The sequence below is a fragment of the Commensalibacter melissae genome (assembly GCF_003691365.1).
GTDB classification, from domain to species: domain Bacteria; phylum Pseudomonadota; class Alphaproteobacteria; order Acetobacterales; family Acetobacteraceae; genus Commensalibacter; species Commensalibacter melissae.
In genome coordinates, this window is the sequence record NZ_CP033087.1 from 900,264 (window position 1) to 916,750 (window position 16,487).

The 16,487-nt window shown below is 36.8% G+C and carries 12 protein-coding genes and 3 tRNA genes; 14 read left to right on the forward strand and 1 reads right to left on the reverse strand.

What is annotated here, in order from left to right; all coding sequences use genetic code 11:
• The first annotated feature begins 33 nt into the window (after window positions 1–33).
• Genes sufB through D9V35_RS04150 form a run of 5 tightly spaced genes read left to right on the forward strand, consistent with a single transcriptional unit; the run spans window position 34 to window position 5,305 of the window.
• A complete protein-coding gene (gene sufB, locus D9V35_RS04130) occupies window positions 34–1,521 on the forward strand; it encodes a Fe-S cluster assembly protein SufB (protein WP_122123486.1) in 1,488 nt (495 codons plus the stop codon).
• Between the two features lie 8 nt (window positions 1,522–1,529).
• The gene (gene sufC / locus D9V35_RS04135; protein WP_122123487.1) at window positions 1,530–2,312 is read left to right on the forward strand and encodes a Fe-S cluster assembly ATPase SufC; all 783 of its coding nucleotides are present in this window, start codon (window positions 1,530–1,532) and stop codon (window positions 2,310–2,312) included.
• A complete protein-coding gene (sufD, locus tag D9V35_RS04140; RefSeq protein ID WP_122123488.1) occupies window positions 2,305–3,561 on the forward strand; it encodes a Fe-S cluster assembly protein SufD in 1,257 nt (418 codons plus the stop codon). Before sufC ends, sufD begins: the two co-directional genes overlap by 8 nt.
• Before the next feature lie 12 nt (window positions 3,562–3,573).
• A complete protein-coding gene (locus D9V35_RS04145) occupies window positions 3,574–4,821 on the forward strand; it encodes an aminotransferase class V-fold PLP-dependent enzyme (protein ID WP_122123489.1) in 1,248 nt (415 codons plus the stop codon).
• 43 nt (window positions 4,822–4,864) lie between these two features.
• Entirely contained in the window at window positions 4,865–5,305 is a 441-nt protein-coding gene (locus tag D9V35_RS04150; RefSeq protein ID WP_122123490.1) for an SUF system Fe-S cluster assembly protein, read from the forward strand.
• Window positions 5,306–5,370: 65 nt separating this feature from the next.
• Here D9V35_RS04150 and D9V35_RS04155 read toward each other — a convergent pair whose 3' ends face one another.
• Window positions 5,371–6,774, reverse strand: coding sequence for a DEAD/DEAH box helicase (locus D9V35_RS04155; RefSeq protein ID WP_347376853.1), 1,404 nt, complete (start codon window positions 6,772–6,774; stop codon window positions 5,371–5,373).
• 758 nt (window positions 6,775–7,532) lie between these two features.
• On the opposite strand from D9V35_RS04155, the gene D9V35_RS04165 reads away from it, so the two are divergent.
• The 9 genes from D9V35_RS04165 to D9V35_RS04205 all read left to right on the forward strand — a co-directional run bounded on the left by D9V35_RS04165 (window position 7,533) and on the right by D9V35_RS04205 (window position 16,305).
• The gene (locus D9V35_RS04165; protein WP_122123493.1) at window positions 7,533–8,966 is read left to right on the forward strand and encodes an NAD(P)H-hydrate dehydratase; all 1,434 of its coding nucleotides are present in this window, start codon (window positions 7,533–7,535) and stop codon (window positions 8,964–8,966) included.
• A gap of 86 nt (window positions 8,967–9,052) precedes the next feature.
• Window positions 9,053–9,137: transfer RNA gene (locus tag D9V35_RS04170), tRNA-Leu, on the forward strand.
• A 130-nt stretch (window positions 9,138–9,267) separates the two neighbouring features.
• Window positions 9,268–10,599 (forward strand): trigger factor, encoded by a 1,332-nt coding sequence (gene tig, locus D9V35_RS04175; RefSeq protein ID WP_122124266.1) that lies wholly within the window; start codon window positions 9,268–9,270, stop codon window positions 10,597–10,599.
• Between the two features lie 156 nt (window positions 10,600–10,755).
• Window positions 10,756–11,400: an ATP-dependent Clp protease proteolytic subunit gene (locus D9V35_RS04180; RefSeq protein WP_110438935.1), complete on the forward strand. Its 645-nt coding sequence runs from the start codon at window positions 10,756–10,758 to the stop codon at window positions 11,398–11,400.
• Between the two features lie 117 nt (window positions 11,401–11,517).
• Window positions 11,518–12,780 (forward strand): ATP-dependent Clp protease ATP-binding subunit ClpX, encoded by a 1,263-nt coding sequence (gene clpX / locus D9V35_RS04185; RefSeq protein ID WP_122123494.1) that lies wholly within the window; start codon window positions 11,518–11,520, stop codon window positions 12,778–12,780.
• A 382-nt stretch (window positions 12,781–13,162) separates the two neighbouring features.
• Window positions 13,163–15,538 (forward strand): endopeptidase La, encoded by a 2,376-nt coding sequence (gene lon, locus D9V35_RS04190; RefSeq protein WP_240993408.1) that lies wholly within the window; start codon window positions 13,163–13,165, stop codon window positions 15,536–15,538.
• A 166-nt stretch (window positions 15,539–15,704) separates the two neighbouring features.
• Complete coding sequence (locus D9V35_RS04195; RefSeq protein WP_110438938.1) at window positions 15,705–15,992, forward strand: HU family DNA-binding protein; 288 nt, start codon at window positions 15,705–15,707, stop codon at window positions 15,990–15,992.
• Between the two features lie 88 nt (window positions 15,993–16,080).
• Window positions 16,081–16,156 (forward strand) — tRNA-Val (locus D9V35_RS04200).
• Window positions 16,157–16,227: 71 nt separating this feature from the next.
• Window positions 16,228–16,305, forward strand: a tRNA-Asp gene (locus tag D9V35_RS04205).
• Window positions 16,306–16,487: the final 182 nt, after the last annotated feature.

The window sequence follows — 16,487 nt, forward strand, 5'->3', positions numbered from 1 at the left end:
TCAAGAAACGAACATTTAGAAACAGAGCATATTATGAATAAACATGTCCAAGATGAGGCCTTGTTGAAGCAGCTTAAGACAGATACCTACAAGTGGGGGTTCGAAACGGATATTGAAATGGATATCCTACCCAAGGGACTTGATGAAAATGTTATCCGTTCAATTTCTGCTCGCAAGAATGAGCCTGATTGGATGCTGGAATGGCGTTTGAAAGCCTATCGGATGTGGATGACCATGGAGGCTCCAACATGGGGTAAGTTCAAACATCCTGAAATTGATTTCCAGGACTTGCATTATTATGCAGCTCCAAAAAAGAAAAAAGGACCAAAGTCTCTGGATGAGGTTGATCCCGAATTGTTAAAAACATATGCAAAATTGGGTATACCCTTAAGAGAACAGGAAATTTTGGCGGGGGTTGAAAAACCGGAAAATGGAGAGACTGTACCTGTTGCCATTGATGCAGTTTTTGATAGTGTCTCTGTTGCCACGACGTTTAAAGAAACTCTTGCGAAAGCGGGTGTGATTTTTTGTCCAATTTCAGAAGCTATACAATCTTATCCAGATTTGGTTAAAAAATATCTTGGTAGTGTGGTGCCACAGGGAGATAATTTTTATTCAGCCTTGAATTCCGCTGTTTTTACGGATGGTTCATTTGTATATGTTCCGAAAGGTGTGAAATGCCCTATGGAACTTTCAACCTATTTTCGTATAAATGCAAAAAATACCGGACAATTTGAACGTACGCTCATTATTGCTGATGATGCTTCTACAGTATCATATTTAGAGGGATGCACAGCTCCTCAACGGGATGAAAATCAATTGCATGCTGCTGTTGTAGAACTTGTGGCCATGAGTGAGGCTTTTATAAAATATTCCACAGTCCAAAACTGGTATCCGGGTGATAAAAATGGTAAGGGTGGAATTTACAATTTTGTTACCAAGCGTGGTGCTTGCCGTGGTGTACGGTCACGTATCTCATGGACACAGGTTGAAACCGGATCAGCAATTACCTGGAAATATCCTTCCTGCATTTTACAAGGGGAGGGATCAATCGGGGAATTTTATTCTGTAGCCGTAACAAATGGGCATCAGCAAGCTGATACCGGTACAAAAATGATTCATATAGGAGCCAATTCACGTTCCACCATTTTGGCAAAAACCATTAGTGCAGGAAAATCTGACAGTACATATCGTGGATTGGTTAGAATGATGCCAAAAGCCCGAAACAGTCGCAATTTCACTGAATGTGACAGTTTACTGATCGGAAATAATTGCGGTGCACATACAGTTCCCTATATTGAAAGTAAAAATAGTTCCGCCAAAATTGAACATGAAGCAACAACTTCGAAGATTTCCGAAGAACAGTTATTTTACTGTCAACAGCGTGGATTAACCAAGGAAGCGGCAATCGGATTAATTGTGAACGGGTTTTGTAAAGATGTTTTAAAAGAGCTTCCAATGGAATTCGCTGTAGAAGCGCAACAGCTTTTACAGATAAGTCTTGAAGGAAGTGTGGGTTAGTTTAAACTATGAATATGTTATTAGAAATAAAAAATTTACATGCATCCGTTATTGATGACACTGTTGAAAATGGATCAAAGCAAATTTTAAAAGGTGTCAATTTATCAATTCCCGCTGGTGAAACTCATGTTATTATGGGACCTAACGGTTCTGGTAAGTCAACGCTTTCCTATGTCTTGTCTGGTCATCCCAGTTATAAAGTGACATCTGGTCAGGTATGGTTTAAAGGGGAGAATCTTCTGGAAATGTCTCCTGATGATAGAGCCGTGGCGGGATTGTTTCTTGCCTTTCAGTCTCCCGTGGAGCTTCCTGGGGTCAATAATGCCAATTTTTTACGTACAGCAACCAATTCCGTTCGTAAGGCGCGAGGACAGGAAGAACTTGACGCGGTGTCATTTCTTAAACTGGCCCGTCAGTTGGCAAAAAAGCTTTCATTTCCAACAGACATGCTTAAACGCAATGTAAATGTCGGTTTTTCTGGAGGTGAGAAAAAACGAAATGAGGTTCTGCAAATGTCCTTACTGCAACCATCTTTTGCAATATTGGATGAAACTGACAGTGGGTTAGATATTGACGCGCTGCGTATTGTCGCAGAAGGAGTTAATACTCTTCAATCTCCAGAATTTTCCTCTTTAATTATCACTCATCATCAGCGTTTATTGGATTATATCAAGCCTGATTATATCCATATTTTAGCAAGGGGTCGCATTATCCATACTGGAGGAGCTGATTTGTCACTTCAGCTTGAAAAAGAAGGTTACGGACGGTTTTTGGATGAAATTGATGAATAATGTCACCGCGATGAACAAGCGTGAAAATTGGTTGGAAATATTAAATAGGTTGTCTTTATCTGAATATTTACAAGACAAGAGAAATATTGTTGATAAATTGCTGACTCTTCAATTCCCGACACGTAAAACTGAAGCTTGGAAATACAGCGATTTGAAATGGTTGCAAAAAACAGATTTTTCGCGTGATTTTGTTATTGATGAAGCGTTTGTTCATAGGGCCTTAGAAGAAATATTAACCGTAGATTTGCTAAATTTACCTAGAATAATCACCTATAATGGTCAATATCTAGAGACTTTTTCAACAATTAGTCTTCATTCAAACGAATTTTCTTTAAACAAGAATCTCAAAAGTGGTTGGTCAATTCCGAACGATGATTTTTTGACGGCATTGAACAAAGTTGTTGAAAATCCCGTTTTACAATTTAATTGTAATAAAAATTTCAATGATCAGACAATTTTATGTATTAATCTAGGGAAAGCTGAAACAACTGAAAAACTGTTTTTTTCACCAAAGTATTCATTTTATATTGAGAAAGAAAATAAATGTTCTGTAATTGAAATAAATTATGGAAAAGGTGTTTATTTTGCAAATTCCGTTCATGAAATAGAACTGGGAAGAAAGTCTAAACTAAACTATACCATTATCAACCATACATTATCAGAAAGCTATAATTGTTCTAGTAATTATGTTAAATTGTCTGATCATGCATGTTATCAGCAATTTTTGTTAAATAAAGGTTCCAGATTTTCACGTTATGAACTGAATATTGATTTGGCCGGAGAATGGAGTAAGGCAGATTTTGATGCTGTCCAGATTTTGTCAGGTCAACAGCATGCCGATATTGCATCAAAAGTGGTTCATAGTGTTCCACATTGTCAATCCAATCAGAATGTTAAAAATATCCTGTCTGATAATAGTCATGGGGTTTATCAGGGCAAGGTGCTAGTCAATCGTTTAGCTCAGAAAACGGATGCACAGCAGCAAAACCAGGCCCTATTATTGTCAGATAAAGCGGAAATAGATACTAAACCTGAGCTTGAAATCTATGCAGATGATGTTAAATGTTCCCATGGTGCAGCAATAGGGGCATTGGACCAAGAACAATTGTTTTTTTTAATGTCTCGTGGAATTTCTTATGAATTGGCCAGAGAAATGTTGATTAATGCATTTGTTAACGAGTCTATTGAAAAGATCGAAGATACCCTATTGCAGAATTTATTATATCATCACGTAACCGCCTCAACTTGAAAAGTGATTGCGATGTCTAACCCTGTCTATTCTTTTAATATTGAGCAAATTAGAAATGATTTTCCAATTTTAAAACAAAAAATTCACGGTAAAGATTTTGTATTCTTGGATAGTGGCGCATCAGCCCAAAAACCAATACAGGTAATTGAAGCGATGCAAAACGCCGCATATACGCAATATGCAAATGTGCATCGAGGCATTTATGCCATGAGTGAGGCTGTTACAGATCAATATGAATCAATCCGAAAAAAAATTGCCGGTTTTTTAAATGCATTTACGTCCGATGAAGTGATTTTTACAAAAAATAGTACTGAAGCGATCAATCTTGTAGCTTTTTCCTATGGAGGTCTGATAAAAAAGGGGCAGGGTGTTTTAATAACTGAAATGGAGCATCATGCCAATCTTGTTCCCTGGCAAATGTTGCGTGACAGATTAGGGATCCATTTATACATTGCACCGATATTGGAAAATGGTGATATCGATATATTGGCATTTGAACAAATTTTAATTGAAAATGATATTGCATTGGTTGCTGTAACCCATATGTCCAATGTGTTGGGAACGATTAATCCAATCAAAATGCTGGCTGAGATGGCACACAAGAATGGTGCCAAAATTCTTGTTGATGGCAGTCAAGGAATTGTTCATCAATCGGTTAATGTTCAGGATCTTGATATAGATTTTTACACTTTTACAGGACACAAACTTTACGGTCCTACGGGTATTGGCATTTTATGGGGGAAAAAAGAATGTCTGGATCAAATGCCTCCCTTTATGGGAGGAGGGGACATGATTGAGAATGTGACTTTTGAACGGTCAATTTGGGCAAAAATTCCTACTAAATTTGAAGCCGGTACACAACCCATACTTGAGGTGATCGGTTTGGGGGCTGCAATAGATTATGTTTTATCTATCGGATATGATATTTTAATGCAGCATGATAAAAATCTGGTTGAATATGCGCTGATTAAAATGAGGAATATTCCTGGTTTATCTATATTGGGATCACCATCTGTAAGGGGAGGAGTAATCTCTTTTTCGATAAAGGATATTCATGCTCATGATATTGCAACCCTATTGGATCAAAATGGTATCGCCATTCGTGCAGGTCAGCATTGTGCTGAACCGTTAGTGAAAAAATTTGGTTATACAAGCGTATCGCGGGTTAGTTTTGCAGTTTATACAACTTTTGATGAGATCGATAAATTTGTGGATGGATTGAATATGATTATTGATTTTTTTCAAAGATCTAATCATTGATAAAGATTTTTTACCCATAATTATATGAATGGCAGAGTTTTTTATGGATAATGTTGATCAAAAAAGGTCAGATAATATTGGAAAAGCAGTATCTACATCTGAATCTGATGTTAATCAAGAAAATATCGAGGCTTGGAAACCTGAGGATAATTCAAACTCACAGATTAACAATCCTAAGGAAGAAATTGATGAAAATGCAATTATTGATGCTGTTTCAACAATTTATGATCCAGAAATTCCAGTTAATGTATATGACTTGGGATTAATTTACGCTATCGATTTACATGATGATGGAAAGGTGCAAGTTGAAATGACTTTAACAGCGCCCAATTGCCCAAGTGCGCAAGAATTACCCGTCATGGTTCAGCAAGCTATTGAAAAAGTTAAAGGAGTGACCGAAGTAAAGGTGGAAATTGTCTGGGACCCTCCCTGGGATCCTTCAAGAATGAGCGATGAAGCTCGACTAACCCTGAATATGTTCTGAAATTCATATCGGTTTAAATTTTATCTGAAGATAAATAATAATGTTATTTATCTTCAGTTTCTTTTTTAAAGCTTACGAAACGGCGATAGCATAAAGGCAGGTACAAATTGTCCAAATCCAATAACAGGTGTATCGTTATCAATTAATGCATGTGTTAGAGGAATACGAGGAGCAACTTCAATCAAATTCTTATTATCCGCCTTTCTAGATTTGGTTTTTTGTTGACGAGAATTTTTATTTTTAACCAATTTCTTATCTGTTTCTTTAGAGGTATTCATAAAATCGTTAATATCAAGAACGGGAATGGTTTCATTTATAAGTTTTTCGATATTTACAATTAACTCTTTTTCCTCAAGTGTTGCAAGGCTATAGGCATAACCCGTTTTTTCCGCTCTTCCTGTTCTTCCAATGCGATGCACGTAATCTTCGGGTTGAAGAGGTATATCAAAATTGAAAACGTGCGTTAGATTTTCAACATCTATCCCTCGTGCGGCAATATCAGAACAAACGAGGAACTGAATTTTTCCATTTTTAAAATCTTCCATCGTTTGGGTACGATGATGTTGTGCGATATCACCATGAAGAGAGGCACTTTTGAAATCATGTTTCTTCAGGGAACGAGTTAAAATGTCAACATCTTTTTTTCTATTGCAGAATATTATCGCATTTTTTACATTTTCCTGCTGTAAAAGAGTGCGTAAAATTTTTCTTTTTTTGTTATCAGGAACGATGATAACTTTCGATTCAATAGTTGAGGCTACTGATGAAGGTGGTGAAATAGATATTTCAATTGGATCTACAAGGAAAGAATTTGTCAATCTTTTGATTTCTGGGGGCATCGTAGCTGACAAAAGCAGGGTTTGTTTTTGTTGGGGTAAATAGGAAACAATTTTTTCAATGTCTGGGACGAAACCCATATCGAGCATACGATCTGCCTCATCAATGACGAGTATCTGAATCTGATTGAGTAAAATTGCTCCCTGACCAAACAAATCAATCAATCGACCCGGTGTTGCAATAATAATATCGGTTCCACGTCGAAGATTTTCTTTCTGTTCAGACTGACTTTCGCCACCAACGAGTAAACTATGGGAAAATTTTACATATTTATTATATAGTTTCAGATTATCTGCAACCTGAAGTGCCAATTCACGAGTGGGTTCTAGAATTAAAGCGCGTGGCATTCTTGCCCGTCCCTTGGACTGGGAAAGCATCTCGAGAATTGGTAATGTGAAAGAGACGGTTTTACCGGTACCAGTTCTGGCTATCCCAACGATATCTTTTTTTTGCAAAGCCATGGGAATGACAGCTGCCTGAATTTCCGTAGGCTTGTCAAATCCTATTTTATCAATGGCTGACAAAATTGAGGGAGACAATTTGAGTTGTTCAAAAGTCTCAATTTTTTCAATCTCAAGATTTGTAGATGTATTGTTGTCAATTAATTTGTTTTTTTGTATATGAGAAGGCAAAATAAAACTTACCATTAACACTTAAAAATAATAAAAATCGCTTATTCATTTATATAATAAGAATATTGTAATTAATCAATATACTTATTTTGTTGTGAAATAGAATAACTAATAATAATTTCATTAAAAATTTAATAATAAAATATCTATTATTCCCAAAAATATAATTAATTTGAAAATATTACAAATTTTATTATAAAGATCAGTCTTAGGTCGTATAGATCGGTTTGCTTTTTGATAGGCTGACGTAAAACTATATAGATGGAAAATTATCATTAGAATAGTGGTAATTATGGCTGCATAACCAGACCAGTTTACAGTTTTGTCAAAATAGTGGTGAATAAAAAGAATCAATTGACAAATCAGGATGGCAAAAGCGTTAAAACCATTAATTTGATAAATTCTTTTCAGGTTTTGCAATAATACGGAAGATTTGAGTGTTTTATCAAGTAATCCCACTGATGATTGAACACTCAGACAATAAAAAAATATACTTCCGATCCATATGGAAAGAGCAATAGAGTTAATCGAAGTGATAATTCCCCAGTAAAAATTCATATGAGCCATACTAATTCCCTAGATATTGTGGTTTCGATAGATTAAATCCGTCTTATCATTGACGTGATGATTGTTAAAATCATTCATGTCAAATAAAGGCAAAAAAAGCAATTTTTCTTTATAGTTTGCCATATTATAATCATTCGTAGTTATAATTATAAGTGATATACTTAATTCATCACATTGAAAGATATATCATTATGCAATTAAAAAATGAAAAAACTAATTTGCTTCTGATAAATCCAGAAGAAATGAATCAGGTTGACAAGATCGCAATGCAATATTTGCCTGTTTTAACTTTGATGGAAAATGCTGGATTAGCCGTTGCACGGGCAATTATGCAATTTTATAAACCTTGTAAAATACTTGTTTTATGCGGTCCTGGAAATAATGGAGGTGATGGATATGTCGTGGCACACATACTTGCCAATGAGGGATGGCCAGTTAAGGTTGCCTCTTTGAAACCTCCAGAAAAGGGAACTGATGCTTACAAGGCTTTTGTTCAATGGAATGGAGATAAAACTGATTTCAATATTCAATCTGTGAGAGATGCAGATTTAGTTGTGGATGCTGTTTTTGGTGCGGGATTATCTCGTGACATTGATGATCATATAAGTTCGGTGTTGAAAGCTGCAGATCATCTTGTTGCCATAGACATGCCCTCTGGTGTTGATGGCAAGACGGGTATAATCAGAGGTTATGCTCCCCACGCTGAATTGACCGTAACGTTTTGTAGAGCCAAAGCGGGACATTATCTTTTACCTGGACGAGAATATATAGGTAAACTTGTTATTGCAAATATAGGTATACCAGAAAACATATTGTCAGAGCTATCAATAAATACCTGGTTGAACGAACCGGGATTATGGGAACTTCCAATTGCAGACGTTGAAGATTATAAATATCATCGTGGCATTGTAAATGTTGTGGGAGGGGGAACGGTAACAGGAGCCGCTCGTTTATCAGCATTAGCAGCTTCTTCCTGCGGGGCTGGATTGGTGCATATCTTTGCCTTTGGTAGCCGTGATTTATATTTGTTAACTTCACCCTGTTTTATGGTTGATGAGGGTGATTTCACTGATACCTTACAGGATAAACGAAGAAAAGTCTGGGTATGCGGGCCTGGTCTGACAGAAGATGAGGTTAAAATATCCCTAACAAATTTAATTAAGACAAATAAAACGATTGTTGCCGATGCAAGCGCTTTGACAAAAGAAAATTTTGATTTGTTGAAACAATGTGCCGTTATTACGCCTCACATAGGTGAATTCAAACGGATATTTGGTGATTTTAAAGATTGCCGGATTGAAGCGGTTAAAAAGGCAGCTAGTATTCTTAATACAGTGGTCATTCTCAAAGGTCCGGATACATTAATAGCTTCTCCCGATGGCAGGGTAGCGGTCAATTGTCATGCAAATGCACGATTGGCGACAGCAGGATCTGGGGATGTACTAACGGGAGTCATCGCGACTTTGCTTGCATGTGGTATGGAGGTATGGGAAGCGTCTTGTGCCGCGGTCTGGATTCATGGGGAGGCAGCTTTTTTACATAACAATTCTTGGCCTAATGCAATGGACTTAATTCATAATCTTGGCAAGGCAAGAGATAATGGTCGATATCACGTGGAAAAATGAAAATAAGAAAAATTGAGTTTTGTTAAAAAAATTGTTGCCCTGCGATAGATAGTGCGTTAAATAGAAAAACTTCAATGCACAGACGTGCGGATGTGGTGAAATTGGTAGACACGCTAGACTTAGAATCTAGTGGCGTAAGTCGTGGGGGTTCAAGTCCCTCCATCCGCACCAAAAACGTATGATGTTGATTCCATATGATTTTTGTGATCTGCTGTTAAAGTGATATAAATTAATGTTAATTCTGAAACGCTCTATAATATTAGGGTAAAATTTAATTTAGACCGAGAGGATGGCCTGGCTGATGCAGGTTACTGAAACGCTTTCTGAAAGCTTAAAACGCGGCTTCAAAATCATTATTGAAGAAAAACAACTCGCTGAAACGAGAAATCAACGATTAACAAAACTTGGACACGAGATGAATATCCCTGGTTTTAGGCCGGGAAAAGTGCCATTAACGATTGTTGAGCAACGTTATGGAGAATCTGTTCAGAATGAGGTTGTCAATGAGGCGATTTCAAATGCAGTCAGAGATACATTGAGTGAAAGAGGTCTGCGACCTGCCCGTCAACCATCGGTCAATCTCAAAGAGGGTTATAAAAAGGGGGATGATCTGGAATTCACTTTTGAAGTTGAATTGATTCCAGACTTTGAAATTCCAGATCTTAAAGATATTCATTTGACTCGCTTAAAAGCCAAGCCAGATGAAAAATCGCTTAAATCTGCTTTTGACACAATTGCCCAACGGCAACGTGAATTTAAGGCTATTGATGAAAAGCGGCCTGCTAAATCCGGTGATGTTCTGTCTGTTGATTTTGTGGGTAAGGTTGAAGGCGTAGCTTTTGAGGGTGGCACTGCAGAGAATGTTGATGTTGAAATTGGTGGTAAGGGGTTTATTCCGGGATTTGCAGAACAGATTGAAGGAATGACACCAGGAGAGGAAAAAGTAATAACGGTTACTTTCCCTGAAAACTATCAGGCTGCCAATTTGGCTGGCAAGGAGGCAACATTCGATATCAAGGCAAAATCCTTAAAAGAGGCTATTGTTCCTGAAGTGAACGATGAATTTGCAACCAAACTCGGATTTGAAAATTTAGATAAACTAAAAGAAGCTGTTGAAAAACAAATTGTTGCTGAATATGATCAGATGTCCCGTTTGAGATTGAAACGTGATATTTTGGATGTGTTGGCTGAGAAAGTTAATTTTGAATTGCCTGAAGGATTGGTTGATACAGAATTCAAGCAAATTTGGCAGCGTATTGAAAATGACCGTAAAAATGATCTTCTTGATGAAGAAGACAAGAACAAAGACGAGGAAACTTTAAAGGCGGATTATCGCAAAATTGCAGAAAGACGTGTTCGCCTTGGATTGCTGGTTGTTGAAATTGGAAGAGTCAATTCGATAACAATTAATGAAGACGAACTTGTTCAGGCGATGCGGGCCGAGGCAATGCGTTATCCGGGGCAAGAAAAAGAAGTTATGGAATTTTTCCAGAAAAATCCGCAGGCTGTCGAATCTATTCGCGGTCCACTTTACGAGAATAAAGTTCTTGATTATATTACAGAGCTTGCCACGGTAGAGGATAAAGAGGTGAGTCCGGAAGAGCTCTCTAATATGCCCGCTGTTAAGATTTAGGAATTTTATAGATTTTAGTATTGGGAATGTCTGGAAATTTTTCCAGACATTCTTTTTTTGGAAAATTGAATTCTATCTTATTTTTGTTGTATTTATTTTCTTAAATTGAATAAATATACTATTATTTAATCAAACATAAATTTGGGAAGAAAATTAATGAGAGATTTCAAGTCTCTGGAAATATATGATAATACACTTGTTCCAATGGTTGTTGAACAAACGTCCAGAGGGGAACGTGCTTTTGATATTTATTCTCGTCTGCTTAAGGAAAGAATCATTTTTCTCACGGGTCCTGTATATGATCAAGTTGCATCTTTGATTTCTGCTCAGTTATTATATTTAGAAAGTGTAAATCCAAAAAAAGAAATTTCTTTCTATATCAACAGTCCTGGTGGTGTAGTATCGGCTGGTTTGGCAATTTATGATACGATGCAATATATACGTTGTCCTGTGAGTACTGTCTGCATTGGTCAAGCTGCCTCAATGGGATCATTACTTTTATGTGGAGGTGAACCCAATAATCGATTTGCCTTGCCCAATGCGAGAATCATGGTTCATCAGCCTTCTGGTGGTGCGCAAGGTCAGGCAAGCGATATAGAAATTCAGGCCAAAGAAATATTGGAAATACGTAAAAAGCTTAACGAGATTTATAAATTGCATACCGGAAGAACACTAGAGGAAATTGAACAACGTCTTGAAAGAGACAGTTATATGTCACCTGAAGAGGCTAGGGATTTTGGTATAATTGATAAGGTAGTTCAAAATCGTAATGCAGATTTGTTAAAAGAAAGTGACAAATAGTCATAATATTATTATAAGATTTCTTTAAAAATTATCTTATTTAACTAAATAATTTATATAATGATATTTACTGGTTGGTATTTCTGACCCTGACTTTAATTGGGGGTGAAGGTTAAAATGACTGATAATAAAAAAGATTCAAAAAATGCGTTATATTGCTCTTTTTGCGGGAAGTCACAGCATGAGGTGCGTAAATTAATCGCAGGTCCAACCGTATTTATTTGCGATGAATGTGTCGAATTATGTATGGATATTGTGCGTGAAGAAAATAAAACGCAAATAGCAAAAAAACAAGGCAATCTACCCACTCCTAAAGAAATTTGTAAAATTTTGGATGATTATGTTATAGGACAGACAGACGCAAAAAAGGTTTTGTCCGTTGCTGTTCATAATCATTATAAACGGTTAAACCAGATCGATAAAGCTGGTGATGTGGAGATAGCTAAATCCAATATCCTGCTTATTGGACCAACCGGAACCGGTAAAACCTTGTTGGCCCAAACCCTTGCAAGAATTCTGGATGTTCCTTTTACAATGGCAGATGCAACAACCCTGACCGAGGCAGGATATGTTGGTGAAGATGTTGAAAACATATTATTGAAATTGTTACAGGCTGCAGATTATAACGTGGAACGGGTGCAGCGGGGTATCGTTTACATTGATGAAATTGATAAAATTTCACGTAAATCTGATAATCCTTCAATTACAAGGGATGTAAGTGGCGAAGGTGTTCAGCAAGCTCTTCTTAAGATTATGGAAGGTACTGTTGCATCTGTTCCTCCTCAAGGAGGACGGAAACATCCGCAACAGGAATTCCTGCAAGTGGATACTACGAATATTCTCTTTATTTGTGGTGGTGCATTTGCAGGTTTGGATAAAATCATTAGTGATAGGAGTGTAGGGTACACGATTGGATTTGGTGCAGATGTAAATTCACAAGATCATAAAGAAGTTGGGAAATTGTTTCGACAGATGGAACCCGAAGATTTGATGAAATTCGGGTTAATTCCTGAATTTATTGGAAGATTGCCCGTAATCGCTACACTTGATGATCTTGATCAAAAAGCATTGATGAAGATACTGACTGAGCCAAAAAATGCTCTAATAAAACAATATCAAAAACTGTTTGAAATGGAGAACGTACAATTGCAATTTACAGAAGAAGCTATTCGAGAAATTGCTAATAAGGCTATTGAACGACAGACAGGTGCGCGTGGGTTGCGTTCAATTCTGGAAGATATTCTTTTGTCGACAATGTATGAATTGCCAGATCTTAAAGGGGTAAGCAAAGTCGTCATTAATAAAGAGGTGATTAACCATAAAGAGGAACCGGTTTATGTTTATGAGGAGATATCTCCTCATAAAGAACAAACAGCATAAACACTTATTGTTTTATGGAAAAGACTCTTTTAAAAGGGTCTTTTTTATTATTATCAAAAAAGGTTGAGAAATATCTTATTTTTGATGTAAATTTTTTTTATATTAATTTATTATCTGTAATAAATCTTGATATTTAGGATTGTTTTTTACTCATAAAGGTTCAGGATAATTAATTCTGTTTATTACTTTAAAAAAAATTAATACACTGCATATATAATATTAAGATTGTAATCTTATAGAATGTGCCATCCTGGGCATTCTTACAGGATCGTCCATATAAGGAGGTCATAAATTTATGACAGAAAAGAAAATTGAATCCGAAATCTCTGAAAAAAAAGAGAAGGATGCCAATAAAGACCAAGAAATAAGGCAGCCCAATAATATGGCTGTTCTACCGTTAAGGGATATTGTTGTATTTCCATATATGATTGTACCTTTATTTGTAGGGCGAGAAAAATCGGTCTGCGCTTTAGAGGAAGTTACAAAAAATCATTCAAAAATATTGCTTGTTTCCCAAAAAGATGCTTCAGTTGAAGATCCTACGGAAAAGGATGTTTATTCATTTGGAACAATTGCAACTATTTTACAGTTGTTAAAATTACCTGATGGAACAGTCAAGGTATTGGTAGAGGGTATTCAACGTGCCAAGGTCAAGAAATTTATTGATCATGAAGCTTTTTTTGAGGCAGAGGTTGAGCTTATTGAAGAAACGGAGAATGATGACAAGGAGATTAATGTCTTAAAAAGAACAATGACTAATCAGTTTGAGCAATATGTTAAACTGAACAAGTCAATCGCGCCTGAAGTTCTGGTAGCTGTCAATCAAATTGAAAATTCTTCCAAGGCTATAGATACAATTACAAGCCATCTTAATCTTAAAGTTTCTGAAAAACAGGAAATACTTGAAACGGTTGATTTGAAAAAACGCTTGGAAAAACTTCTTGAACATTTGGAAACAGAAGTTGGAGTATTACAAGTTGAAAAGCGTATACGAAACCGTGTTAAAAAACAGATGGAGAAGACACAGCGCGAATATTATTTGAATGAGCAGTTAAAGGCTATTCAAAAAGAATTGGGCGAGGGCGAAGACGGCAAAGATGAGTTGACAGAATTAGAAGACAAGATAAAAAAACTTCGCTTAACCAAGGAAGCTCGTGACAAGGCATTATCTGATCTTAAAAAATTACGCGGGATGAGTCCGATGTCTGCAGAGGCAACCGTTGTGCGTAATTATTTAGACTGGATTGTAGGTTTGCCTTGGAAAAAACGTTCCAAAATTTCCAAGAATCTAAAAAAAGCGGAGGAAATTTTAAACTACGATCATTATGGACTGGAAAAGGTTAAGGAAAGAATTCTTGAATATCTTGCTGTTCAAATCCGCTCTTCTAAACTTAAAGGTCCAATTTTATGCCTTGTTGGACCGCCAGGTGTTGGTAAAACATCCCTTGCCCGTTCTATAGCCAAGGCAACGGGACGTGAATATGTTCGCATGTCCTTGGGGGGTGTACGCGATGAAGCCGAGATTCGTGGACATCGTCGAACATATATTGGTGCAATGCCCGGTAAAATTATTCAGGGAATGAAAAAGGCTGGGACTTCTAATCCTTTATTCTTACTGGACGAAATTGATAAACTTGGAGCAGACTGGCGCGGAGATCCAGCTTCCGCTCTTTTGGAAGTTCTTGATCCTGAACAGAATTCCACGTTTGTAGATCATTATCTAGAAGTCGATTATGATCTTTCTGATGTAATGTTCATTACAACGGCAAATAGTTTCAATATGCCACAACCTTTATTGGATCGTATGGAAATTATCCGCATTGCCGGTTATACAGAAGATGAGAAGGTTCAGATCGCCCGTCAGCATTTGATCAAGAAGGAGGGGGAATCTCATAGTCTTAAACCTACAGAATGGTCAATTGATGATGACGTGTTGCGTGAACTTGTCCGCACATATACCCGTGAGGCAGGTGTACGTAATCTTGAACGAGAGATAGCGAAAATTGCTCGTAAAATTGTGAAGAAGATCGTTTCTGGAGAATGTGACCATATAAAGATCACGTTGGATAATCTGGAGGATTATGTCGGGGTTAAACGGTATTTTTATGGTGAAAGTGAAGAACGCGATATTATAGGTGTCGTAACTGGACTTGCGTGGACAGAAGTAGGTGGTGACATTCTTCATATAGAAAGTGTCATGGTTCCAGGCAAGGGGCATATAAAGATAACCGGGAAGCTTGGCGAGGTAATGCAGGAAAGTGTATCTGCAGCCTTATCTTATGTAAAAAGTCGAGCTTTGCAATTTGGAATACATCCTGATTTGTTTGAAAAGCATGATATACATGTTCATGTTCCTGAGGGTGCAACCCCAAAGGATGGACCATCTGCTGGTGTTGCGATGGCAACCAGTATTGTCAGCATTATGACAGGTATTCCTGTTCGTAAGGATATAGCCATGACAGGGGAAATCACTTTGCGGGGCAGGGTTTTACCTATAGGCGGTCTTAAGGAAAAATTGCTTGCTGCATTGCGTGCAGGAGTTAAGAAAGTTTTCATTCCTCAAGAAAATGAAAGGGATTTGGTGGAAATACCTGAAAATGTCAAATCAAATCTGACAATTGTTCCGGTTAAAATGGTAGATGATGTTATTCATCAAGCATTGATTAGACCCTACGAATCTATTGAGCTAGAGGAAACCTCTGCACCAGTAATTGCGAAAAAAAGTAATGTTTCATCAAAAAAACAGCTGGCACATTAAATAATGTGGTGATATTGCAACCAAAAATAGAATAAATGTATTAAAATAACTATTGAAGTCCTTGAACGGTTGACGTTCTTGAAAAGTGCTTCAATAGTTTAAGATATGGATGTAATATCCATTAGCAGTTAAATTTAGTCTGTGATTATTATAGAAAGAAAAAAGAATGGAAAAACCTCTAAATAAACAAGAACTTGTTGCCGCTGTTGCTGAAAAAACAGAATTGTCAAAAGCCAAATCAGGTGAGGTTATCGATGCAGTATTGAGTACTATTGAAGAAACACTTGCAAAAAAACAAGAGGTTCGCCTTGTAGGTTTTGGCAGTTTCGTCACTGCTCATCGTAAAGCAGCCAAAGGGCGTAACCCACGTACAGGTGAAGAAATCAAGATTCCAGCATCTACTTCAGTACGTTTTAAACCTGGTAAATTGTTAAAAGAAGCTGTTAGTAAATAATTTTAAAAAAAGTTCATTTTTTTTGAAAAAATAACTGGACAACACAACGGCTTCAGTGTTAAGAAGTCGTTGTTCCGGTAAACGGAGCGGGCGATTAGCTCAGTTGGTAGAGCATCTCGTTTACACCGAGAGGGTCGGCAGTTCGAGCCTGTCATCGCCCACCATAAATTAATATTTTGTTAGATATTAATATTGACAAAATATTAAAGAGCTTTTAGAAAGCTTCATGTAATGCGCGGGTGTAGCTCAGTTTGGTTAGAGCGCCGGCCTGTCACGCCGGAGGTCGCGGGTTCGAGCCCCGTCACTCGCGCCATTTAATTTATAGTATAATGGCGCAATAATAGAAAATCACTAAAATTTTCATCAAAATAATTTGTTCCATTAAATTTATTAAAATAATCAATAAAAATCAATATATTTAATATTAACAGTGTAATTCTTTTTTTTCTTTGATATAAAGAATTGAGTTCATTTTTGACAAATGATTTAATTTTC